Annotated in this window: 20 protein-coding genes and 2 tRNA genes; 5 read left to right on the top strand and 17 right to left on the bottom strand. The window is 71.5% G+C overall.

The features are described 5' to 3' along the window. Nucleotides 1-27 precede the first annotated feature (27 nt). The 4 genes from ACZ7DL_RS10390 to leuS all read right to left on the bottom strand — a co-directional run bounded on the left by ACZ7DL_RS10390 (nt 28) and on the right by leuS (nt 5,983). Nucleotides 28-1,167 carry a ComEA family DNA-binding protein gene (locus tag ACZ7DL_RS10390; RefSeq protein ID WP_470773091.1) on the bottom strand — a complete coding sequence of 380 codons (1,140 nt, stop codon included), beginning with the start codon at nt 1,165-1,167 and terminating at the stop codon, nt 28-30. A 148-nt stretch (nt 1,168-1,315) separates the two neighbouring features. Continuing rightward, nucleotides 1,316-2,161 carry a DegV family protein gene (locus tag ACZ7DL_RS10385; RefSeq protein WP_470773088.1) on the bottom strand — a complete coding sequence of 282 codons (846 nt, stop codon included), beginning with the start codon at nt 2,159-2,161 and terminating at the stop codon, nt 1,316-1,318. 72 nt (nt 2,162-2,233) lie between these two features. Continuing rightward, a complete protein-coding gene (locus tag ACZ7DL_RS10380; protein WP_470773086.1) occupies nt 2,234-2,968 on the bottom strand; it encodes a hypothetical protein in 735 nt (244 codons plus the stop codon). A gap of 141 nt (nt 2,969-3,109) precedes the next feature. Beyond that, nucleotides 3,110-5,983, bottom strand: a complete 2,874-nt coding sequence (gene leuS / locus ACZ7DL_RS10375) for a leucine--tRNA ligase (RefSeq protein ID WP_470773085.1) — start codon at nt 5,981-5,983, stop codon at nt 3,110-3,112. A 401-nt stretch (nt 5,984-6,384) separates the two neighbouring features. On the opposite strand from leuS, the gene ACZ7DL_RS10370 reads away from it, so the two are divergent. Next, nucleotides 6,385-7,656 (top strand): cytochrome b/b6 domain-containing protein, encoded by a 1,272-nt coding sequence (locus tag ACZ7DL_RS10370; RefSeq protein WP_470773082.1) that lies wholly within the window; start codon nt 6,385-6,387, stop codon nt 7,654-7,656. Continuing rightward, a complete protein-coding gene (locus tag ACZ7DL_RS10365; protein ID WP_470773081.1) occupies nt 7,657-9,267 on the top strand; it encodes an NADH-ubiquinone oxidoreductase-F iron-sulfur binding region domain-containing protein in 1,611 nt (536 codons plus the stop codon). It abuts the gene before it with no gap. A 120-nt stretch (nt 9,268-9,387) separates the two neighbouring features. Here the strand turns inward: ACZ7DL_RS10365 and ACZ7DL_RS10360 are convergent. Beyond that, a tRNA-Ala gene (locus ACZ7DL_RS10360) sits at nt 9,388-9,460 on the bottom strand. A 115-nt stretch (nt 9,461-9,575) separates the two neighbouring features. Here ACZ7DL_RS10360 and ACZ7DL_RS10355 point away from each other — a divergent pair. After that, entirely contained in the window at nt 9,576-10,787 is a 1,212-nt protein-coding gene (locus ACZ7DL_RS10355; protein ID WP_470773080.1) for a glycosyltransferase 87 family protein, read from the top strand. Here ACZ7DL_RS10355 and ACZ7DL_RS10350 read toward each other — a convergent pair. After that, nucleotides 10,777-11,010: a hypothetical protein gene (locus ACZ7DL_RS10350; protein ID WP_030653820.1), complete on the bottom strand. Its 234-nt coding sequence runs from the start codon at nt 11,008-11,010 to the stop codon at nt 10,777-10,779. The two genes, ACZ7DL_RS10355 and ACZ7DL_RS10350, sit on opposite strands and share 11 nt — an antisense overlap. A 246-nt stretch (nt 11,011-11,256) precedes the next feature. Further along, on the bottom strand, nt 11,257-12,621 hold the full coding sequence (locus tag ACZ7DL_RS10345; RefSeq protein WP_470773575.1) for an MFS transporter: 1,365 nt from the start codon (nt 12,619-12,621) through the stop codon (nt 11,257-11,259). A gap of 300 nt (nt 12,622-12,921) precedes the next feature. Between ACZ7DL_RS10345 and ACZ7DL_RS10340 the strand changes: the two genes are divergently transcribed. Beyond that, a complete protein-coding gene (locus ACZ7DL_RS10340) occupies nt 12,922-13,821 on the top strand; it encodes a helix-turn-helix transcriptional regulator (protein ID WP_470773079.1) in 900 nt (299 codons plus the stop codon). A gap of 103 nt (nt 13,822-13,924) precedes the next feature. Here ACZ7DL_RS10340 and ACZ7DL_RS10335 read toward each other — a convergent pair. The 7 genes from ACZ7DL_RS10335 to ACZ7DL_RS10305 form a co-directional block, all read right to left on the bottom strand. Beyond that, nucleotides 13,925-13,997: transfer RNA gene (locus tag ACZ7DL_RS10335), tRNA-Ala, on the bottom strand. Nucleotides 13,998-14,090: 93 nt separating this feature from the next. Continuing rightward, complete coding sequence (locus ACZ7DL_RS10330) at nt 14,091-14,759, bottom strand: histidine phosphatase family protein (RefSeq protein ID WP_470773077.1); 669 nt, start codon at nt 14,757-14,759, stop codon at nt 14,091-14,093. Next, nucleotides 14,759-15,202, bottom strand: coding sequence for a ribosome silencing factor (gene rsfS, locus ACZ7DL_RS10325; protein WP_470773075.1), 444 nt, complete (start codon nt 15,200-15,202; stop codon nt 14,759-14,761). Before rsfS ends, ACZ7DL_RS10330 begins: the two co-directional genes overlap by 1 nt. Nucleotides 15,203-15,327: 125 nt before the next feature. Further along, the gene (locus ACZ7DL_RS10320) at nt 15,328-17,049 is read right to left on the bottom strand and encodes an LCP family protein (RefSeq protein ID WP_470773073.1); all 1,722 of its coding nucleotides are present in this window, start codon (nt 17,047-17,049) and stop codon (nt 15,328-15,330) included. A gap of 16 nt (nt 17,050-17,065) precedes the next feature. Continuing rightward, on the bottom strand, nt 17,066-17,752 hold the full coding sequence (nadD, locus tag ACZ7DL_RS10315; protein WP_470773071.1) for a nicotinate-nucleotide adenylyltransferase: 687 nt from the start codon (nt 17,750-17,752) through the stop codon (nt 17,066-17,068). Nucleotides 17,753-17,808: 56 nt separating this feature from the next. Beyond that, the gene (locus ACZ7DL_RS10310) at nt 17,809-17,973 is read right to left on the bottom strand and encodes a hypothetical protein (RefSeq protein WP_094221154.1); all 165 of its coding nucleotides are present in this window, start codon (nt 17,971-17,973) and stop codon (nt 17,809-17,811) included. 166 nt (nt 17,974-18,139) lie between these two features. Further along, on the bottom strand, nt 18,140-18,301 hold the full coding sequence (locus tag ACZ7DL_RS10305) for a hypothetical protein (protein WP_470773069.1): 162 nt from the start codon (nt 18,299-18,301) through the stop codon (nt 18,140-18,142). A gap of 104 nt (nt 18,302-18,405) precedes the next feature. Between ACZ7DL_RS10305 and ACZ7DL_RS10300 the strand changes: the two genes are divergently transcribed. After that, a complete protein-coding gene (locus ACZ7DL_RS10300; RefSeq protein WP_470773067.1) occupies nt 18,406-19,491 on the top strand; it encodes a M48 family metallopeptidase in 1,086 nt (361 codons plus the stop codon). A gap of 118 nt (nt 19,492-19,609) precedes the next feature. On the opposite strand, the gene ACZ7DL_RS10295 is transcribed toward ACZ7DL_RS10300, so the two are convergent. From ACZ7DL_RS10295 to ACZ7DL_RS10285, 3 genes are all read right to left on the bottom strand, one after another. Continuing rightward, the gene (locus ACZ7DL_RS10295; protein WP_470773065.1) at nt 19,610-20,680 is read right to left on the bottom strand and encodes an SCO2583 family membrane protein; all 1,071 of its coding nucleotides are present in this window, start codon (nt 20,678-20,680) and stop codon (nt 19,610-19,612) included. Nucleotides 20,681-20,768: 88 nt separating this feature from the next. Next, nucleotides 20,769-21,341 (bottom strand): SCO2584 family spore wall biosynthesis protein, encoded by a 573-nt coding sequence (locus ACZ7DL_RS10290; protein ID WP_470773064.1) that lies wholly within the window; start codon nt 21,339-21,341, stop codon nt 20,769-20,771. Between the two features lie 119 nt (nt 21,342-21,460). Beyond that, nucleotides 21,461-22,747: a glutamate-5-semialdehyde dehydrogenase gene (locus ACZ7DL_RS10285; RefSeq protein ID WP_470773063.1), complete on the bottom strand. Its 1,287-nt coding sequence runs from the start codon at nt 22,745-22,747 to the stop codon at nt 21,461-21,463. Nucleotides 22,748-23,039: the final 292 nt, after the last annotated feature.

Raw genomic sequence — 23,039 nt, 5'->3', positions numbered from 1 at the left:
GCGGGCCGGCCCTGTCGAGCACGCGGCTCATGGCCGTACCAACGCACGCAGATCGGTGAACCGGCGGTCGCCGATGCCGTTGACCTCGCGCAGTTCGTCCACCGAGCGGAAACCGCCGTGCCGGGTGCGGTAGTCGATGATGTGCTGCGCCAGTACCGGGCCGACTCCGGGCAGGGTGTCGAGCTGGTCCGCGGTGGCCGTGTTGAGGGAGACCGGTGCGGCCGGGCCCGTGCCGGTGGGTCCGGCGAGTGACCCGGCTGCCGGGCCGGGCTGAGCGGCGACTCCGGCCGGGGCGCCGACGACGACCTGTTCGCCGTCGACCAGGAAGCGGGCGCGGTTGAGTCCCTCCGTGCTCACACCCGGCCGGACCCCGCCCGCCGCCCGCAGCGCGTCGGCCACCCGGGCGCCGGCCGGCAGCCGCCGGATCCCCGGATTCCGGACCTTGCCGCTGACGTCCACGACGATCTGCCCGCCCGGCGTCGCCGAAGCGCCACCGGCCGCACCCGGCGTCCCACCCTCACCCTTCGCGGCGAAGGGCGCTGCCGCATGCACGACCTGAGGGGCGCTCACGGACTGGGGCCGGCCCACCCAGAAGTGCTGCACGGCGAACACGGCGGCGGCCACGAGCACCACGGCGAGCGCCACGACTCCCCGCCGCTCCACTCCGTACCGTGCCTGGAGCCACACCGGCATCCGCTCCCGCAGCGCCAACCCGGCCCTCTCCCGCCAGTCCGGGGCAGCGGACTCCTCGGCCTCCGGCTCTCGCGCCGCATCGGCCGGTTCGCGCTCCGCAGTGATGCGCAGCACCGGCGCCGGACCGGTTGCACCGGCCGGTTCGGCTGCCGAGGTTGTGCCCGGCTCGGGTGCGGCCGCGGTCGCTGTCCTCGCCGGACTCAGGCCGAGCGCCCGGCCCGTTGCCCTCGCCGTCGGCGTACTCGCGGGCCCGCCAGGGCCCGGTGGTGCGTTGCCCGACTCCCGCCACTGCACGGCCCGTTCGCCGAAGAGGAGTTCCGCCCGGCGGCGCAGTTCGTCCGCCGGTGCGGGCGGGCGGTGCGGGGTGCGGCGGCGCTCGGTGGTGCGCCGGTGGCGGGTGCGGCCGTCTGAGGTGGGGCCACGGCCGGGGCCGCTGGTCGGAGTTGCTGTGCGTGAACGAGATCGAAGCGCCATGCGACGAGGATGGGGCATTCCGTCACATCGCAATGATCTTGGTGAATTCCGGTGGACGATCGCCCGGTTGTGGAAAACTCCGTCACTCGCACGAGTGAGGCCGGTCGACCCCGAGCCAACTGGGGGCAGCTGCCCGGGATTCGCTGTGTCAGCGAGGCGAGACGACCGCGCCCAGCAGCCCGGGGCCGGTGTGTGCCCCGATCACTGCCCCGACCTCGCTGACATGCAGGTCGGCCAGGCCCGGGACGCGGGCCCGCAGCCGGTCGGCGAGTGCGGCGGCCCGGTCGGGGGCGGCGAGGTGGTGGACAGCGATGTCGACCTCGGCGCTGCCCGCCCGCTCGGCTGCCAGTTCCTCGAGGCGCGCGATCGCCTTGGACGCCGTACGCACCTTTTCGAGCAGCTCGATGCGGCCGCCGTCCAGCTGGAGCAGCGGTTTGACGGCGAGTGCGGAACCCAGCAGCGCCTGCGCGGCTCCGATCCGGCCGCCGCGGCGGAGATAGTCGAGGGTGTCGACGTAGAAGTAGGCGGATGTGCCCGCGGCCCGCTTCTCGGCGGCCGTGACGGCTTCGTCCACGGTGCCGCCCGCCTCCGCGGTCTCTGCCGCGGCGAGCGCGCAGAAGCCGAGCGCCATCGCAACCATCCCGGTGTCCACCACCCGTACCGGCACCGGTGCTTCGCGCGCCGCGAGGACCGCCGCGTCGTAGGTGCCGGACAACTCGGCGGACAGGTGCAGGGAGACGATGCCGCGGGCGCCGGACTCGGCGACCCTGCGGTAGGTCTCCGCGAAGACCTGGGGGCTGGGCCGGGAGGTGGTGACGGAGCGCCGTTTCTGCAGCGCCTGGGCCAGGGAGCGGGTCGAGATCTCGGTGCCCTCTTCGAGGGCTTGGTCGCCGAGGACGACGGTCAGCGGTACCGCGGTGATGCCGTGACGCTCCATCGTCCGGGGCGGCAGGTAGGCCGTGGAATCGGTGACGATCGCGACATGGCGGGACATGAGCTGGAGGTTACCTGGCGTAGTGCTCGCTTGGCAGCCCGGCCCCTGTGGAGCGGCTCTGGAGCGACCCGCTCATGTAGTGCTCTCGGGGCGGGGCTTCTTCTGCCACGGGAAGCCGGCACGCCATGAGGACGGGGCGATGGCATCGGGAGCGGGCTCCTCGGCAGTGGCCCCGGGCGCCTTCGGCCGGGTCTGCTCCGCGGCCGGGCCGTCGGCGGGAGAAGGCGCGTCGGGCCACTTCGGGGGCGCCTGGCCGGGCTCGGTGCGCGCCCAGTGGCGCAGGGCGCCCGCTTCGATGTCGATCTGCGCGCTGAGGGTGCTCAGATCGTCCTCGGCGAACCGGCTGGCCCGGTCGCGGACGGCCCACCGCAGGGAGTCCGCAGAGTTGGTGATGCGCTCCGTGCGGCTGCGCAGCTCGGGCAGGCGCGCGGCGAGCGTGGCCCGGTCCGGCTCGGACTCCAGACGCTTGAGGTCCGCGTCCAGCTCGTGTCCGTGCGCGCTGAGCCGCTCGAAGAGGCCGAGGGACTCCTTCAGCGACTCGTCCTCGGCCGCGCCGGCGTGCAGCGCGTCCTGGGTGGCACGCATGGAGGCGCGCAGCGCGAGCCGCAGCTGGGCGATCTCGCCGGCCGGGCCGATCTGGGCGAAGGACTTGGCACGCAGGGTGTGGTCCTCGACCGTGCGGCGGGCCTGCGCGATGGTCCGGTCCACTCCGCGCTTGGCGGCACCGACCGCCTTGACCGTGGCGTACGCGCCCAGACCGACGAAGAGCAGGAAGAGCAGGGCGAACACGGTCAGCACAACTTCCATGACGCTCCTCCTCCGGTCGGTACGGCGCGAGCCGCTGTGCTCTCCACGGTAAACGCTGCGGGCAGGCACGGGGTTCCGGAAGAACCCCGAACCTGCCCGTAAGGGGCTACCCCGACGCCGGCCGCGCCCGGCGCCCGGTCATCACGCCGGAACGATGTTCACCAGCTTCGGCGCCCGCACGATCACCTTGCGGATGCCCGCGCCGCCCAGCGCCGCGACGACCTTCTCGTCGGCCAGCGCCACCTTCTCCAGCTCCTCGTCGGAGATGGCGGGCGGCACCTCCAGACGGGCCTTGACCTTGCCCTTGATCTGCACGACGCAGGTCACGGTCTCGTCGACGACGTAGGCCGGGTCGGCGACCGGGAAGTCCCGGTGGACGACCGAGTCGGTGTGGCCCAGCTTGCGCCACAGCTCCTCGGCGATGTGCGGGGCCAGCGGGGCGATCATCAGCACCAGCGGCTCGGCCACGGACCGCGGCACCGGGCCACCGGCCTTGGTCAGGTGGTTGTTCAGCTCGGTGACCTTGGCGATGGCGGTGTTGAAGCGCAGGCCCTCCAGGTCCTGGCGCACGCCGTCGATGGCTTTGTGCAGGGCGCGCAGGGTCTCCTCGTCCGGCTCGGCGTCGGTCACGGTGACCTCGCCGGTGGTCTCGTCGACGATGTTGCGCCACAGCCGCTGCAACAGCCGGAACTGGCCGACCACCGCGCGTGTGTCCCACGGGCGGGAGACGTCCAGCGGGCCCATCGCCATCTCGTACAGGCGCAGCGTGTCGGCGCCGTACTCGGCGGCGATCTCGTCCGGAGTCACCGCGTTCTTCAGGGACTTGCCCATCTTGCCCAGCAGGCGGCTGACCTTCTCGCCCTGGTGGTAGTAGGCGCCGTCGCGCTCCTCCACCTCGGCGGCCGGCACCGCGATGCCCCGGCTGTCACGGTAGACGTAGGCCTGGATCATGCCCTGGTTGAACAGCTTGTGGAACGGCTCCGCGGAGGAGACGTGCCCCAGGTCGTACAGGACCTTGGACCAGAAGCGCGCGTACAGCAGGTGCAGCACGGCGTGCTCGGCACCACCGACGTACAGGTCGACGCCACCGTGCGGCTGGCCCTCGCGCGGACCCATCCAGTACTGCTCGATCTCCGGGTCGACCAGCCGCTGCTCGTTGTGCGGGTCCAGGTAACGGAACTCGTACCAGCAGGAGCCGGCCCAGTTGGGCATGGTGTTGGTCTCGCGGCGGTACTTCTTGGGGCCGTCGCCCAGGTCCAGGGTGACGTTGACCCAGTCCTCGTTGCGCGACAGCGGCGTCTCGGGCTGGGTGTCGGCGTCGTCCGGGTCGAAGGTGCGCGGGCTGTAGTCCTCGACCTCGGGCAGCTCCAGCGGCAGCATCGACTCGGGCAGCGCGTGGGCGATGCCGTCCTCGTCGTAGACGATCGGGAAGGGCTCGCCCCAGTAGCGCTGGCGGCTGAACAGCCAGTCCCGCAGCCGGAAGTTGACGGTGCCCTCGCCGATGCCCTTGCGGGCCAGCCACTCGGTGATGCGGGCCTTGGCGTCGGCCACGCCCAGGCCGTTCAGCCTCACGTCGTCGCTGTCGGAGTTGACGATCTTCGCGTCGTAGGAGACGAAGGCGTCGTCCCAGGTGGACGGGTCGGTACCGCGGCCGTCGGTCGGCTCGACCACGCAGCGGATCGGCAGCTCGAAGGCGCGCGCGAAGGCGAAGTCGCGACTGTCGTGCCCCGGGACGGCCATGATCGCGCCGGTGCCGTAGCCCATCAGGACGTAGTCGGCGATGAAGACCGGGATCCGCTCGCCGTTGACGGGGTTGGTCGCGAACGCGCCGGTGAAGACGCCGGTCTTGTCCTTGGCTTCGGCCTGCCGCTCGACGTCGGACTTGGAGGCGGCCTGTGCGCGGTAGGCGGCGACGGCCTCGGCCGGGGTGGCGTGGCCGCCGGTCCACACCTCGTGCGTGCCCTCGGGCCACGCCGCGGGGGTGAACTTGTCGACCAGCGGGTGCTCGGGCGCCAGCACCATGTAGGTGGCGCCGAACAGGGTGTCCGGGCGGGTGGTGAAGATCGTGATGCGCTCGCCGTCGATCGGGAAGTCGACGCGGGCGCCCTCGCTGCGGCCGATCCAGTTGCGCTGCTGCAGCTTGATGGCCTCGGGCCAGTCCAGCTCCTCCAGGTCCTCCAGCAGCCGGTCGGCATAGGCGGTGATGCGCATGTTCCACTGGCGCAGCTTGGCCTTGAAGACCGGGTAGTTGCCGCGCTCGGAACGGCCGTCGGCGGTGACCTCCTCGTTGGCCAGCACGGTGCCCAGACCCGGGCACCAGTTGACGGGCGCGTCGGAGGCGTAGGCCAGGCGGTACTCGCCCAGGACGTCGGCGCGCTCGGCGGCGGTCAGCGCGTTCCACGCGCGCGTGGTGCCCTCGATCGCGCGCTCACCGGACTCGAACTGGGCGATCAGCTCGGAGATCGGGCGGGCCTTGCGCGCCTCGTCGTCGTACCAGGAGTTGAAGATCTGAACGAAGATCCACTGGGTCCACTTGTAGTACTCCGGGTCGATCGTGGCGAACGACCGGCGCTTGTCGTGGCCCAGGCCCAGCCGGCGCAGCTGGGCCTTCATGTTCTCGATGTTGGCCTCGGTGGAGACGCGCGGGTGCGTGCCGGTCTGCACGGCGTACTGCTCGGCGGGCAGGCCGAAGGCGTCGAAACCCAGGGTGTGCAGGACGTTGTGGCCGGTCATGCGCTGGAACCGGGCGTAGACGTCGGTGGCGATGTAGCCCAGCGGGTGGCCGACGTGCAGGCCCGCACCGGAGGGGTACGGGAACATGTCCATGATGAACTTCTTGGGCTTGGCGACCAGCTCCGCGTCGCCCGCCAGGTCACCCTTGGGATTCGGCGCCGCGTAGGTGCCGTCGACGTCCCAGAAGTCCTGCCAGCGTGCCTCGATCTCGGCTGCCATGGCGGCCGTGTAGCGGTGCGGCGCAGCCACCTCGGCGGTGGCAGCGGGGTTCGTCTCGCTCATGATCCTCAAAGCTCCATCGATCGTCTCTGCCTGCGGAAATGAAAAAACCCCTCGCACAGGAGGGGACGCCGCGCCGATGCCGACCTCACGGCTGGACCGGGGTCGGTACTGATCAGCGCGGCCCGCTAAGCAGAAGGCGTACGGCACGCATGGCGCTAGGGTACCGCAGCCCTTGAGCAAGCCGCGACGCGCTTCCGTATGCCTGGTGGACATGTCACGTAGCCCACCGAAGCTGAACAAAGGTCAAAGATTACTTCGCGTACCGTCCACTAAGGGACATCGCCCCAGTCGCATTGTCCGTTGATAACAACGCAATAACTCAAACCCCGTACTGATTGGTATGGCGCCACTTAGAGTGCGGCAGCGGGACCGCTTTCCCGAAACTGCTCGGAGTTGCCCCCATGAACCCTCGTCGTAGTACCAGTTCGCTCCCCAAACCGGGCCGCTCGGCCTATGGGGTGGCGTCAGCTGTCGTCCTGCTGCTCATACCCGTGGCCGTGCTGGTCGGAGGCAGCCAGTTCCGCGAGTTCCTGAACTTCGGCGCAGGCGTGCTGTCTCTCGTCTCGCTGAGCTGCTCGGTGATCTGGGGCCTGTTCGCCCAGGACCGGATCTTCCTGAACACACGGCAGCGGATCATCGGACAGGCGGTGCACCGGACGACCGCGGTCGCCTCGATCGCGTTCCTGTTGCTGCACATCACCACGAAGATCGCGCTCGGCCACACCGAGCTGATCGCCGCGCTCATCCCGTTCTCGCTCGGCGTCTCCGGAATCGCCGGCCTGATCGGGCTCGGCTCGCTCGCGGGCCTGCTGATGATCTTCGTGGGTGTCACCGGCGCGCTGCGCAGCAATTTCGCCACCCCCGCCCCGGTCGCCGCCCGCTGGCGGGCCATGCACATGCTGGCCTACCCGGCCTGGTGCGCGGCGCTCGTGCACGGCCTCTACGCGGGTCGCTCGGCCAAACCGATCTTCGTGATCCTCTACAGCCTGTCTCTACTGGGCGTCATGGGCGCCCTCGCGCTGCGCTCGGCCCCGCGGCCCTTCAAGCGCAAGGTCGCCGACCGGCTGGTGGCCCTGTTCGGCAGCTCGGAGCGGCCCGGGCTCGACGAGCTGGACGCGAACCGCTCCCGGGTGGCCGCGTCCGGGCTGTCCGGCTTCGAGGCCCGTCGCGAGCCGCAGCCCTCACCCGCCGCCACGGCGGCCGCCCCGCTCTACCAGACCCCGGCCGCCGAGCCCGCCTCCGGCTTCGCGGCCGCCTACCGCGCGGTGTCCACGCCGGGCCGCCCCCAGCAGCCCTTCACGGCCGCCCAGACGGCCCGTATGGACCTGCCGCTGGATCTCCAGGCCACGGAGGCCATGCCACGCGTGGACGGCCCCTCCAGCACCTCGGGCAGCTGGCCGATCCCGTCCCCGCCCCCGGTCGGCGAGGCCCCGCCGTCCGCCTACGACCCGCTCCAGGACACCGGATACACCATCCCGGTCTACGGCAATACGGGCACGGTCGGATACGGCGGAAGTGACGTGTACGACACCGGTGAGACAAACGGCCTCTACGGCACGTACAACCCGAGTGACACGTTCAACAGCGGTCCCGCCACCGAAACGCTGCCCGGCTCGTCCTACGACACGCCGGGTTCGGGCGAACCTTGGAACACGCCTTCCGGAGGCTTTTAAGTGAACGAGGCCCTGCCCGACGTCCCCGAAGTCCGTGTGGTCGGACTTCCCCAGCTCACGTCGGGCTTCGACCTTGTGGAGCGGCTCGACCTGCCCATGCACCTGAAGGTGCACGGGCCGCTCGACCCGCTCGGCGGCGAACAGCTCGCCCAGCTCGCCGAACGCATCAACCTCAAGGGCCGCGGCGGCGCCGGCTTCCCCTTCCACAAGAAGTTGCGCTCGGTCGCCGAGTCGGCGATCAAGCGCGGGGTGCGTCCGGTCGTGGTGGTCAACGGCAGCGAGGACGAACCGGCCTGCCGCAAGGACACCGTCCTCATCAACCGTGCCCCGCACCTGATCCTGGACGGCGCGCTGCTGTGTGCCGAGGCACTCGGCGCGCGCACGCTCGTCATCGGCGTCACCCGGGAGTCCACCCAGCGCTCCATGGAGGCCGCGCTGGCCGAGCGCGGTCTGAGCAACAGCCGGAGATCGGCGCTACGCGCGTGGGTGCAGCGCAATCCGGTGCGGATGGTCACCGGCGCCGCCGCCTCGCTGATCCGCTCGATCGACGGGGGCCCGGCGGTTCCCCCCGGCCGCAAGATCAGCGCCTCGCAGAGCGGCGTCGGCGGGGCGCCCACCCTGCTGTCGAACGCGGAGACCTTCGCGCAGCTGGCCATCGCCGCCCGCATCGGCCCGGAGCGCTACGGCAACACCGGCCTGTACGACGAACCGGGCACCGTGATGCTCACCGTGTCCGGCGCGGTCGCCCGGCCGATGGTGATCGAGGTCCCCACCGGCGTGCCGCTGCGCTACGTGCTCCAGCTCGCGGGCGCCCCGCCGGTGCCGCAGGGCGTGCTGACCGGCGGCTATCACGGCAAGTGGATCGACGCGGCCACCGTCAACGAGGCGATCGTCTCGCGCAACTCGCTGGACGCCGTGGGCGGTTCCCTGGGGGCGGGCGCGATCCTGCCGATCAGCCAGGAGACGTGCCCGCTCGGCGAGTCGCTGCGGGTGGCGCAGTGGCTGGCCGAGGAGAGCGCCGGCCAGTGCGGCCCCTGCTACCTCGGACTGCCCGCCGCCGCACGCGGCCTGGAGGACATCCTGAACGGCGGCGGACCGGCCGCCCTGGAGGCGCTGAAGCAGGTCGCGAAGAACGTGAAGCGGCGCGGGGCGTGTTCGCACCCGGACGGCTCGGCGATGTTCCTGGAGTCGACCATCAAGGCGTTCACCGACGACCTGGCCGCGCATGTCCTCGGAAACGGCTGCGGACGGCCCGTGGAGGGCGTTCTGCCGCTCTTCGAGGGAGGCAGGGCCCCTGCGGGCGTCACGGGCGGCACAGAGCCCGAGGAAACCGGCGCCAGCCGCCAGAAGATCTACGTCGACTGGACACTCTGCCGGGGCCACGGACTGTGCGCGGACATCCTCCCTGAGGTGTTCGAGCTGGGCGCCGACGGCTTCCCGACCGTCGCCCAGGCGCAGGTGCCGCGCTACGCGGAGGCGAAGGCGCTGCGCGCGGTGCGCCGCTGCCCGGCACTCGCCCTGCGCATCGAGGAGGACACGCGCGGGCAGGCACCGTCGCGCAATCTGCCGGTCCTCTCCCAGGGGCGCGGCCGGCGCGCGCTGGGCCGCTGAGCGCGGACGGGGCGGCGGGTCACCCGAGCCGGGTGACCCGCCGCCCCGTCCGCGCATGTCTGTGCTCCGGAACACGCCGAAGGCGGACCGTCCGTGAGGACGATCCGCCTTCTATTACTGTGGAGCTAAGGAGAATTGAACTCCTGACCTCCTGCATGCCATGCAGGCGCTCTACCAACTGAGCTATAGCCCCTTGTTTTATTGTTTCGCCCGGTTCCCCCGGCGACGACGTAAACATTACAGGCCCGTCGGCGCAGCACCAAATCGGTTTCGACTTCGCGCCGATACGACCACTAATGTCGGCTTTCATGACCGTGATCGCGTCGTCCGCAGCCACCCGCCGGGTCCCGGTCGCGCTGGGCGTGTGCCTGGCGTCCTTCGCGGCGTTCTGGGCCGCGCAGCGGGCCGCGCATGTGTCGATGATCGATCTGATGGTGTACCGGGCCGAGGGCGCCACCGTGCGCACCGGCGGCGACCTCTACGCGCTGCGCGCGACGGCCGCGCACCTGCCCACCACCTACCCCCCGTTCGCAGCGTTGCTGTTCACCCCGCTGCCCCTGCTGGACACGGAACTCCTGCGCGCGCTTGCGACGGCCGGCAACCTCGCGCTGCTGGTGGTGTTCGTACGGCTGTCCCTGAAACTCGTCGGCCACGCGCGCGTGGAGACCTCCTGGTGGGTCGCCGCAGCGGCCGTGTGGTGCGAGCCGGTGTGGACGACCCTGCGCTACGGCCAGATCAACCTGCTGCTGGCCGTCCTGGTGCTGTGGGACCTGACCCGCCGCCCCGCCGGCGGGTTCGACCGCTGGACGGGAGTGGGCCTCGGGCTGGCCGCGGCGGTCAAGCTGACGCCCGCGCTGTTCCCGGCGTTCCTGCTCGCCACGGGCCTCGTCGCCCGCCTGAAGGGCGGGCACGGACAGCCGTGGCTGCGGCACGCGCGCGGAGCGGCCGCCGCGTTCACCGGGGCGACCCTGCTGGCGGCGGCCCTCCTGCCGTACGACTCCTGGCGGTTCTGGACGGACATCGCGTTCCGCGCGAACCGGGTCGGGCACGCCGAGGACACCGCCAACCAAGCCCTGCGCGGCGTCCTGGCCCGCTTTCTGCACTCGGCCGATCCGGGAGCACTCTGGGCGCTCTGCGCGGCCCTGGTGGCCGCCTCGGGGCTCGCGCTGGCCGTGCGGGCGGAATTGCGGGGGCGGCGGGCCTGGGCGGTGTGCGCCTGTGCGGTGACCGCCCTGCTGATCAGCCCCGTGTCCTGGACCCACCACTGGGTGTGGTGCGTGCCGCTGGTGCTGCTGCTGTGGACACGCGCGCACAGGGCGGCAGCCCTGGGCACACTCCTGGTCTTCTGCTCGTACGCGCCGTGGTGGGTGCCGCACGGATCAGGCCGGCCCGAACTGCACTTCGGTGGCGCGGAATTGACGCTGTCCGCACTCTACGGAGGCGCCGGTGCGCTTTTCCTCGCACTGGCCCGGACATCGTTGCCGAGGACCGGGCCCGGTGTGATCGACGTCAAGCCGTGACGAACTGGTAGAACCTCTTGAGCGTGCAGTGCTCCTCGAGGAGCCGGCCGTAGATCGGCTCGCCCTCCAGCTCCCGGTACGTCTCGATCGGGTCGCCTTTTATGATCAGTGCCCGCGCGCATTCCTCGCACCAGTACTGGTAATCGGGATTGATCGGCTCCATGTCACGGACGATCGGCGTACCGCTCCCGCACCAGTCGCACTTTCGCCGGTGTGCACCCATCGATCAGCTCCAGCTGTGGCCGCAGGCCGTGCACACGTAGGAGATTCCGCCATTGTCGCCGAGTACTTGCGCGACGTGCGCGGAACCGCAGGAAGGGCAGCTCAGCCGGGTGGTCGTATCCCGTATCAACGCCGCACCGAGGAGGTGGCCGACCTCCTCAAGGATGCTCGCAGGCATCGCTACTCCCTCCCGTCGGGCCGCGCCCCCTTCCGGCCTTTTGATTCTGCCACGGCCGGAGCAATACGGTCAGCGACGCCTCAGTACCAGTCCGGACACGGCGCCCACCGCGGCCGTTCCGGCCAGCGCCCAGACGCACACCGAGAACGCCTCCGCAGAGGGATACGACCGCAGAGCCCCGAATGACTCAAGCCGGTTCAGGAACAGTGTGCCGAAGGCCGCCACACCCATGAGCTGACCGAGTTGTGCCACCGTCGCCAGCAGGCCGCTGGCGTCCGCCGCGTCCTCGGGCCGCACAGTGGCCAGCGCCCCGGTGAGCGTCGGACTGAAGGCGAGCGCCAGCCCGGCACCCGTGCCCGCGTACCCCGCGTACAGGGCCACTCCCCCGCCCCCGCCGCCGTGGAAGGCGAGCCCCACGACGGCGACGGACACCGCGGTGAGCGTGAACCCGGCCGGCGACAGGACCTGCTGCCAGGCGGCCGGCCACCGCCGCCAGGTCAGGCTGACGGCGCCGAAGACGGCCGCTGTCGGCGCGAAGCTCAGTCCGGCTCGCAGCGCGCTGTAGCCGAGGCCGCCCTGGACGTGCAGGGTCAGCGCGAAGAGGAAGCCGGCGTTGACCGACATCACGGCGAGGATCCGGAAGACGGCCCGCCCGATGCCAGGGTGGCGCAGCACCCGGGGCCTGATGAGCGGGGCACCGCCGCGCCGGGCCAGCCGCGACTCGTAGCCGCAGAACAGGGCGAACAGCACGGCGGCCGCGGCCAGCGACAGCCAGGACCACAGCGGCCAGTCCTCCTCCTGCCCGAGCACCAGCGGCACGGTCAGCAGCGACACGGCGGCGCCGAGCAGCACCAGCCCGGGCAGGTCCAGCGCCCGGGCCCGCTCCCGCCCGGCCGCACCGCCCAGCGGCAGGACCCGCCGGCCCAGTACGAGCAGCAGCGCACCCACCGGCACGTTGACCAGGAACACCGGCCGCCAGCCGGTGCCGAACAGGTCGGCGCTGACCAGCACCCCGCCGGCGACCTGCCCGGCCGCCGCGCCGACGGCGAGGACGGCCGAATAGGCGCCCAGCGCCCGCGCCCGGGCCTCGCCGGTGAAGGAACGCTGGATGAGGCTGAGCACCTGCGGGATCATCAGCGCCGAGCCCGCGCCCTGCACCAGCCGGAACACGATCAGCTCGGTCGAGCCCTGCGCCAGCCCGCAGGCGAGCGAGGCCGCGGTGAACAGAGCCAGTCCGGCGAGGTGGACCCGGCCGTGGCCGAGCCGGTCGCCGAGCCGGGCCCCGGTGATCAGGAGCACGGAGTAGGTGATGGTGTAACCGGCGATCACCAGCTGGAGGTCGGCGCCCGAGGCGTGCAGGTCGGAACCGATCGCGGGGGCCGCGACGTTCACGATGAAGACGTCGAGGGCCGCCATGAACAGGGCGGCGAGCAGCACACCGAGCAGCAGCCGGGGCCGGTTGTCAGTGCCGAGTGCTTCACTGTCCGTGACGGATGATCCCGCTCGGTCAGCGGTCGGCGTGTCACTGTCAGTGGCGGATGCTTCACTGATCGCAGGGTTCGGGGCGGGCTCGGTGCCCGGCCCGGTTCGGGATGTCGTCGTCATGGCGTCGAGCGTGACGACGGGGCGGTACCGGTGCCGAGTGCCCGCCGATGCTGGTACTGCCAGCACCTGGCAGGAGCGGCCCGGAGTGTCGACGATCGATGGAGACGGGGACGACGGGGGGGCTGGACCATGGGGACGAGGACACAGCGACGCAGGCCGGAGCTGGCCGTCTTTCTGCGCAGCAGGCGGGCACGGGTGACGCCGGCCGATGTGGGGATGCCGCCGGGCCTGCGGCGGCGCACGCCGGGGTTGCGCCGGGAGGAGGTCGCCCAGATCTCGGGCGTGGGCGTGACCTGGTACACGTGGCTGGAGCAGGGCCGGCCGATCAACGCCTCGCCGCAGGTGCTGGACGCGGTCGCGCGCACGCTGCGGCTGGACCCGCCGGAGCGGGAGCATCTGTACCGGCTGGCGGAGGTGCCGTTCGAGCCGGACCCGGAGGGCCTGATCCGGCGGATCGGCCCGGAGGTGCAGGGCGTCATCGACGCCCTCGACCCGATGATGGCGATGGTCTACAACTCGCGGTACGACGTCCTGGCCACCAACCCGGCCTATCGGGACCTGTTCCTGGTGCCGCAGACACTCGGTCCCGGCATGGGCCTGCCGAACGTGCTGTGGACGCTGTTCACGCTGCCGGAGGGGGTCTGTCCGCTGGTCCGCCGGGAGGAGGAGCTGCCGCTGATGGTGGCGACGCTGCGGTCGCCCTACGGCAGACACGTGGGCGAGCCGGCCTGGGAGGAGTACATACGCGGGCTGTCGGCGGCGAGCCCCTGGTTCGCGGAGCTGTGGGCGAGCGGTGCGGTGGCACCTCCGGGGCCCCGGGTGAAGACGTTCCGGCACGCGGCGGTGGGCGAGATGCGGATGACCTCCCAGTCGCTGTCCATCGACGGGATGCCCGAGTGCCGGATCGTGGTCTACACCCCGGAGGACGACGAGGCGAGGGAGAAGATGGCGCTGCTGCGGGAGCGAAGGGAGCGACTGTGGCCGTCGGCACATGAGGGAAGGGAGGCCGAGGAGGCCGTCCGCCGCTGAACGCGCTGGGCCCGCCGGACACGCCGGACACAGAAAATCCCGCCCCCTGTGGGGACGGGATCCTCATCACCGATCTTTGACAACTCAACAGAGTGTCGATCAGTGGAGCTAAGGAGAATTGAACTCCTGACCTCCTGCATGCCATGCAGGCGCTCTACCAACTGAGCTATAGCCCCTGGTGTTCTTCCCGCTCGGCGGGGCGAACAAGAAGAACTTTAGCCTGTGACCTGCCGGAAAGTGAAATCCGGGGTCCGGGGGCCTCGGGACGGTCAGTCGTCGTCGCCGAGGACGGGCTCGGGGAGCGTGCCCGCGTTGTGCTCGAGCAGGCGCCAGCCGCGGGCGCCTTCGCCGAGCACGGACCAGCAGCAGTTGGAGAGGCCGCCGAGGCTCTCCCAGTGGCGGGCCTCCAGGCCGAGGAGCCGGCCGATGGTGGTGCGGATGGTGCCGCCGTGGCTGACCACGACGAGGGTGCCGTCCTCGGGCAGCTTCTCGGCGTGCCGCAGGACGACGGGAGCCGCGCGGTCGGCGACCTCGGCCTCCAGTTCGCCGCCGCCGCGGCGGACCGCCTCGCCGCGCTTCCAGGCGGCGTACTCCTCCCCGTGGCGGGCGATGATCTCCTCGTGCGTCAGCCCCTGCCAGACGCCCGCGTAGGTCTCGCGCAGGCCCTCGTCGCGGGTGACGTCGAGGCCGGTGAGGGCGGCCAGCTCGGCGGCCGTGTGCGCGGCACGCCGCAGATCCGAGGAGATGATCGCGTCGGGCCGCAGGGAGGCGAGCAGCCGGGCGGCCCGGCGGGCCTGGCCGATGCCGGTCTCGGTCAGCTCGACGTCGGTGGTGCCCTGGAAGCGGCGCTCCACGTTCCAGGAGGTCTGGCCGTGCCGCCACAGGATGATGCGGCGGCCCCGGCCCTTGCGGTCGGTCACCTCACCTGTGGCGCTCATCACCACTCCCCGCCCGGCTCCTGATCCGCCTCGGCGGCCTGCAGCCTGGCGTGCTCCTCGGCCTTGCCGCGGGTGGCCTTGGCGTCGGCGGGCAGCTGGATCTCGGGGCAGTCCTTCCACAGCCGCTCCAGGGCGTAGAAGACCCGCTCCTCGCTGTGCTGGACGTGCACGACGATGTCGACGTAGTCGAGCAGGACCCAGCGGGCCTCGCGGTCGCCCTCACGGCGGACCGGCTTGGCGCCGAGTTCCTTCAGCAGGCGCTCCTCGATCTCGTCGACGATGGCCTTGACCTGGCGGTCGTTCGGGGCGGACGCCAGCAGGAAGGCGTCCGTGATCGACAGCACGTCGCTCACGTCGTAGGCGATGACGTCGTGGGCGAGCTTGTCGGCCGCCGCCTGGGCGGCGGTGTTGATGAGCTCAAGAGAACGGTCGGTGGCGGTCACTACACGGCTTTCCGTCGGCGGTCTTTTGACATCAAGGGTCTCACGGACCGCCCGGAGCACCCCACGTGATTACCGCGGCGCATGGGGTGCCCCGGCCGCACTCCGGACGCGGAGGCGGCTCGTGGTCAGGAGGACGACGGCCTGTAGTCGCGGCCGAGGACCACCGAGACGTCGGCGCCGGAGGAGACGGTGCCCTTCGTCACAGAGCCGGCGGGCAGGCCGAGGGTCTTGGCGACCTCGGATGCGTTCGCCTTGTCGGCGGTGTCCGCGTAGATCACCTTCGAGGCGGACTGGGTGCCGGAGGCGCTGCCGCCCTCCAGGAAGGTGAAACCGCCGTTGAGGAGCACGACCCGGGCCTTCTCGGAGTCGTCCTTCACGCCGGTGGCGTTCTGTACGGAGACCCGGACCGCGGAGCCGGCGTCGGGGCTCTTGGCGGTGCCGCCCAGGATGTCCTTCACCACGCTGTCGCTGGTCTGCGCGCTCAGCGTGCCGTCGGTCTGCACGGGCAGCATGGCGGTCTTGTAGTCGCCGCTCTTGGCGAGGTCGGCGAGCTTGGCGAGGAAGGTGCCGAGGTCCTTGTCGGTGAGCGGCGGGTCGAGGATCTGCGCGAGCGTCTGCACGGTTGTGGTGGCCGACGACGGCTCGGAGGAGATCTTCCGCAGCACGCCCTGCATGACCTGGCCGAACCGCTCCAGCTGGGCGTTCTCGGACTCGCCGGCGCCGCGGTAGGTGGCGTAGGCGACGGCCATCTTGCCGCTGAGGGTCTGGTCCTGGCCCTTGTGGACGAGCGGCGCGGTGCCCTTCTTCTTGGCGTCCCGGTCGGGCACGTCGGCGTTGGTGTCGACCTCGATGTTGCCGACGAGTTCGACCAGGTTCTGGAGGTAGGGGGTGTCCAGGCGCCAGGTGCCCTGGATGCTGGTGCCGAGGACCGTGTCGAGCTGCTCGCGGGTGCCGGAGGCGCCGTCGTCGTCCACGGACTTGGCGAGGGTGGTGGAGCCGTCGTCGCCGGTGAGCGCGAGGGAGTTGGGCAGCAGGACCGTGGTGCCCTGCTTGGTGGTGGTGTTGTCGACCAGGAGTGCCGTGGAGGTGCCGCCCTTGCCGGTGTTGTGCAGGTGGACGACGATCACATCGCGTTTCTGGGCGGTGACCGGCGTGGCGGTGCCGCTCCGGCCGTCGGAGGAGGACAGGCCGGGCAGTTCTCCGGCGTACCAGAGGTAGCCGACTCCACCGACCGCGACGAGGGAGAGGACGACGAGAAGGGCGACGATCCGGGCGCGGGCGCGGCGGCGGGCCTCCTCGCGGCGCTCGGTGCGGTTCTCGGTGAACTTCAGCCAGTCGATGACGTCCTCGGAGTCACCGTCCGGCTCCTCGACGAAGGCGAACTGCTCGGTGTGGTACTCCCCTTCGCCCGGGGCGGCCTCGGTTTCCTCCGGGGTCCGCGAGTCCTCCGCGGGGCCGGCCTGCTGCGGGATCCACGCGGTCTGCTCGGCGACCCGGGGCTGCTGCCCGCTGCTCGCCGCCTGCCCGTAGGGGTCGTAGCCGGTGGCGTCCTGGGTGCCGGTGGCGTACGGGTCGTACGGGGCCGGCGAGCCGTAGGGGGTGTAGGCGGGCTGCTGCCGGCCGGAGCCGTAGGAGGGCGCCGGGGGCTGCTGGCCGGTGGCGTAGGGGTCGTAGCCGTAGCCCTGCTGCTGGGCGTACGGGTCGTAGGGCGCCTGCTGAGCCTGCGCAGGCTGCTGTGCCGGAGCCTGCTGTGCCGGGACCTGCCGGTACATGGGCCGGCCGTACTCGTCGTAGCCGACGAGCTCGTACGGACCCTCGCCGTACCCCGCGTCGTATCGGTCGTTCACCGGTGCCCCTCTCGGCTCACTCGCCGCGGTACAGCTCGCGCTTGTCGATGTAGCGCACGACTCCGTCCGGCACCATGTACCAGATGGGGTCCCCCTTGGCGACTCTCGCCCGGCAGTCTGTGGAGGAGATGGCCAGCGCCGGAACCTCGACGAGCGAGACGCCGCCTTCGGGCAGGCCCGGGTTGGTCAGGTGGTGCCCGGGGCGGGTGACGCCGATGAAGTGCGCGAGGGAGAACAGCTCCTCCGAGTCGCGCCAGGTCAGCAGCTGGGCGAGGGCGTCGGCGCCGGTGATGAAGAAGAGGTCGGTGTCCGGGTTGAGGGCGCGCAGGTCGCGCAGGGTGTCCACGGTGTAGGTGGGGCCGCCGCGGTCGATGTCGATGCGGCTGACGGAGAACTGCGGGTTCTCGGCGGTCGCGATGACCGTCATCAGGTAGCGGTCCTCGGCCGGGGAGACCTTGCGGTGGGACTTCTGCCACGGCTGGCCGGTGGGGACGAACACCACTTCGTCCAGCTGGAACTGCGCGGCGACCTCGCTGGCCGCCACGAGGTGCCCGTGGTGGATCGGGTCGAAGGTTCCGCCCATGACGCCCAGGCGCCGCTTGCCCGTGTGGGCAGGGCCGTTGCCCGGTCCGTGCTGCGGGTGCTTCACCGTGTCGCCGGCCGCCTCGTGCGCCGGACCGGTAGGCATGTCCTGCTCTCCCATGCGTGCAGACCCTACCGGCCCGGCCTCGGACGTCCGGCCGGGGACGGGGTCCCCGTTCAGCGGTCGCGGTTGAAGCGCGTGGTGATCCACAGCAGCAGGAGCAGGATGACCAGGGCGCTGCCGCCGGTGATGGCCGGGTTCAGGCTGTTGTGGTTTCCGCCGTGCTCCTCGCCCTCGGCGGCGAGGGTGACCAACTGGGCTGCGGCGCTGTGGAAGCTCATCTTCGGCAGGACCTATCGCGTGTGGGCGGAATAAAGATGTCGGCTCATCGTAAGCGGGCGGCCCCGCGGCGATCACGCCGACTCCGCCGTTGGGGACGAGGGGGCCGGCGGGTCATCCGCGGCGGGCGTCGTTCGCCGCCCGGCGGCGGGGAACCTTCCCCGCTCGTCAGTCGTCCTTCTTGTAGCCGCGCAGCAGGAACCAGGCGGTCAGTACACAGCCGAGCACCATCACGATCAGGACGACACGGAGCAGGTTTCCCGACCCGTGTTGCTGGACGGCCATCGTGGCGGCCTCGGTCAGCCGGGCGGCTGCGGGGTGGTGCTCCATGGCGTGCACTCCTTCGGGTGTACTGCCTGTCCACGGTATCTCCGCCTAGGCTGAGCCCCGCCTCGGGGGCACACGTGGGCACTCACACGCACATGGGGGAAGACATGTCCGACGACGGCCACCAGCAGACGGGGCACGAGCGCGTGCCGAGCAGGCAGCGCAGGCGCTTCCCGGGGATCTCCTCGCGTGCCTACGAGCATCCGGCCGACCGCTCGGCCCTGGTCGCGCTGCGCAAGCTGAGCGGGTTCGACGCCGTCTTCAAGGCGCTCAGCGGGCTGCTGCCGGAGCGGAGCCTCAGGCTGCTGTTCCTGTCCGACTCGGTGCGCGTCTCCGAGCGGCAGTTCTCCCACCTGCACGACATGCTGCTGGACGCCTGTTACATCCTGGACCTGGAGAAGGTCCCGCCGATGTACGTCACACAGGATCCGCAGCCGAGCGCGATGTGCATCGGCCTGGACGAGCCCATCATCGTGGTCAGCACGGGCCTGGTGGAGCTGCTCGACGAGGAGGAGATGCGGGCGGTCGTCGGGCACGAGGTGGGGCACGCGCTGTCCGGGCACGCGGTGTACCGCACGATCCTGCTGTTCCTGACGAGCCTGGCGCTGAAGGTCGCCTGGATCCCGCTGGGCAACTTCGCGGTCATGGCGATCGTGACGGCGCTGCGGGAGTGGTTCCGCAAGTCGGAGCTGTCCGCGGACCGGGCGGGGCTGCTGGTGGGCCAGGATCTCCGGGCCTCGATGCGGGGCCTGATGAAGATCGCGGGCGGCAACCACCTGCACGAGATGAACGTGGACGCGTTCCTGGAGCAGGCCGAGGAGTACGAGTCCGGAGGGGATCTGCGCGACTCCGTGCTGAAGATCCTGAACGTGCTGCCGCGTTCGCACCCCTTCGCCACCATCCGGGCCGCCGAGCTGAAGAAGTGGGCCGAGTCCCGGGACTACCAGCGGATCATGGACGGCCACTACCCGCGGCGCAGCGAGGACAAGGACACCTCCGTCAGCGACTCCTTCCGCGAGTCGGCGGCGAGCTACGCGAGCGATGTGAAGACGTCCAAGGACCCGCTGATGAAGCTGGTCACGGATCTCGCGGGCGGCGCGGGCGGCCTGGGCGGCCGGGTCCGGCGGGGCTTCGACGGCTTCCGCAGCGCGCCGCCGGCCCAGGACGACGCTCCGGACCGCGACGAGGAGTAGGCACCGCACTCGGGTCGCCGGGCGCCCTCCCGCGCGACCGGCGACCGGCCGGCGGCCACCGGGTCCGAGTGGCGCCAGGGCCGGCCGGGACGTCCGTCGCCGCGCCCCTCCGTGCCGCTCACACCTTCGGCTGGGCGCTGGTGGACAGGGTTCCGCACAGGGCTGTGGCGCTGTCCGTCTCGTAGGGGTTGGTGCCCGCGGGGCCGCCCGACCTGGCTGTCTGGCCGGCCAGGAGGGGGCGGAGGTAGGCCGCGGCGTCCTCGGCGCAGGCGAGGGGGCCCGCCTGGACGTAGGACGTGACCAGCTGGACCTGGTGGGTGCGCAGGTCGTCACGGTCGAAGTGGAAGGTCAGCTCGCGGCGGACCGTGAAGAGGGAGGCGGGCGCGTCGGAGGTGGCGCCGGTGGGGCGCAGGGCGTAGACGAAGGTGTGGTCGGCGCTGACCTCCAGCGTCGCCGAGTCGGTCTCGGCGGCGTGCAGGTTGCCGGAGACCCGGATCCGGTCGTCGGCGAGCTCGGCTCGGGCGGGGTCGAGGCGGACCATCCAGCCGGTGGGCGCGTGCCGGCCGTCCGCCGCCGGGTGGTCGAGGCTCTGGTCGAACTGGTCGAGCTGGTCCGGGTCGACCAAGGCCCGGGCGGGGTGCACGTCGCGGCCGGTGAGCACCTCGGGGTAGAGCGAGGAGCGGACGATGTAGTCCTTGGCGGTGGTGAGGGCGGTCACCACCTGGCTGTCGGAGAAGTGGGCGGTGCTGCGGGTGGCCGGCAGGGGTATGCCCTCGGCGCCGACCTCGAACTGGGCGGCGGGGCTGTGCGCGTACAGCCGCTCGGCGTCGGCGGCGCCGGGCACCTTGCCCTGGGGGGCGAGCGGGATGACCGTCATGCGGAGGAGCTCCACGGACCGCCGGGCCTGCGAGGAGCCGTAAGGGTGGCGGACGCCCATGTAGATCGCGGTGCCGAAGGCGACGGCGATCAGCACGACGAGGATCAGGACCTGCCGGGTGAGTCCGCGGTGCAGGGGCGGGCGACGCCGTACGGCGGGCGCGTGGTCGGCCATCCGCTCCTCGGCGGAGTACTCCTGGAGGCGGGCAGCACGGACGAAAGACTCGTCGAACACGACGGATCGGTATTCGTCCTCTGCACCGCCGGGGCCGCCCTCGGGTGTCCCCTCCGGTGGGTCTCCAGGCCCGCCCATACTTTCAGGGTAGGTCTCGGCAGCCCTGGGTAAACGCCCCGCTACGCGACAAGTTCTGACAGGTCCTCACCAAGCACGGGCGGCGTGCTCAGGGGGAGCGCGGGACGGCCGAGACGGCCGGCTGGGAGTGTTCGGCGGAGGCCGCGGGAGCGGACGCGCCGCCCTGTCCGAGGCCGGTCGAGGCGGGGGCGGGGACCCGGTCGCGGGTGCCCGAGGAGCCTCCGCGGTAGACGGCGGCGAAGGCCAGGGCCACCATGCCGATGCCCATCACGACGGCGAGGAGCCAGGCCACGGGCCGGTGCCAGCGGACCTGCCTGCCGTAGGCGCCGTAGGGACCGTGGTGGTCGCCGAGGACGTAGGTGTCGTCCAGTTCGTCGTCGTCGGGATCTTGGCCGAATTCGGCACCCTCGGGGTCGTAGCCGTCGTCGTAGCGCTCGCCGCGGGTGTGGGCGCGGCGGGCCTCGGCCTCGGAGGCCTCGGCTCTGGCCTGGGCGGCGGCCAGGAGGCGTTCGACGGCGGTCGGCTCGTGGACCGTGGCCGCCTGTATGAAGGCCTCGTCGAAGACCACGGAGGCGAACTCTTCGTCCGACACCCCGTGGTCGTGGTCGTCGTCGGGCTCCCAGCCGTCAGGGAACGGCGTGCCCCCCACGTCCTCCGGCACGGATCCAGAGTAGACCTGGGGGGTCAATTTGGGCAGACGGTATGGAAATTCGTCTGCCTGGTGAGACGCCTTTCGGCCGTGCCGCCCCGCACGTGGACACACCGCCGAACGGGTGAACCTCAGCGGCGTACGTGCCCGTCGCCGGTGACGATGTACTTCGTGCTGGTCAGCTCCGGCAGACCCATCGGCCCGCGGGCGTGCAGCTTCTGGGTGGAGATGCCGATCTCGGCACCGAAGCCGAACTGGCCGCCGTCGGTGAAGCGGGTGGAGGCGTTCACGGCGACGGTGGTGGAGTCGACCAGCCGGGTGAAGCGGCGGGCGGCCTGCTGGGAGGTGGTGACGATGGCCTCGGTGTGGCCGGAGGTCCACAGCCGGATGTGCTCGATGGCCCTGTCGAGGGAGTCCACGACGGCGGCGGCGATGTCGTAGGACAGGTACTCGGTCTCCCAGTCCTCGGGGGTGGCCTCGACCACGGTGGCCTTGGAGTTTTCGCCGTAGGCCATGACCCGCTCGTCGCCGTGGACGGTGACTCCGGCCTCGGCGAGGGCGTCCAGGGCGCGCGGCAGGAACTCGGGGGCGATGTCCTGGTGGACCAGGAGGGTCTCGGCGGCGTTGCAGACGCTGACCCGCTGGGCCTTGGAGTTGATCAGGATCTCGATGGCCGTGTCGATGTCGGCCTGGGCGTCGACGTAGACGTGGCAGTTGCCGGTGCCGGTCTCGATCACGGGGACGATGGACTCGTTGACCACGGTCTGGATCAGGGAGGCGCCGCCGCGCGGGATGAGGACGTCGACCAGGCCGCGGGCGCGCATCAGCTCGCGCACGGAGTCGCGGCTCTCGCCGGGGACGAGCTGGACGGCGTCCGCGGGCAGCCCGGCGCCTCCCACGGCGTCCCGGATCACCCGGACGAGGGCGGTGTTGGACTCGTAGGCGGAGGCGGAGCCGCGCAGCAGGACGGCGTTGCCTGACTTCAGGCAGAGGGCGGCGGCGTCGACGGTGACGTTCGGACGGGCCTCGTAGATGATGCCGACGACACCGAGGGGGACGCGGACCTGCCGCAGGTCGATGCCGTTGGGGAGGGTGGAGCCGCGGACGACCTCGCCGACCGGGTCGGGCAGCTTCACGACGTCGCGGACGTCGGAGGCGATGGCGCGGACCCGCTCGGGGTTGAGGGTGAGCCGGTCGACGATGGCCTCGCTGGTGCCGTTCTCCCGGGCCTTCGCCACATCCTTGGCGTTGGCCTCGACGATCTCGGCGGTCCGGACCTCCAGCGCGTCGGCGATGGCGAGCAGCGCGTCGTCCTTCACGGCGCGCGGGAGCGGCGCGAGGTCGGCGGCGGCGGCCTTGGCCCGGTAGGCGGCCTGGGTGACCGGGGACATCGAGTCGTACGGCGAGAGCGTGGTCATGAGGGAAGGGTAGTGCCCTGGGCTCGGCGGTTCAGAGGTCGTCCCACACCCCGAGACACCCCAAAAGGGGGTGAACTCCCCCGGCCGGGGTCCCACCGCTCCCCTCCCCCGCCTCACCCCCTCGCCACGCGCGGCTACACCGAGAGCCGGCCCGGCTGTTCCGCGGGGCCCAACCTGGCTCCGAGACCCGGCCAGCCCGTCCCGGGACGCCAGCCCGGCCACCCCGGAGCCCTGCCCGGCGCCCCGAGACCGGGCTGGGTCCCGGCCGCCCCCCGGGACCCAGCCCGGCCCT

The sequence above is a fragment of the Streptomyces sp. NPDC036984 genome (genome assembly GCF_055607665.1).
The sequence above is the reverse complement of the archived record's forward strand: the minus strand, read 5'-3'. Positions and strand labels throughout refer to the sequence as shown.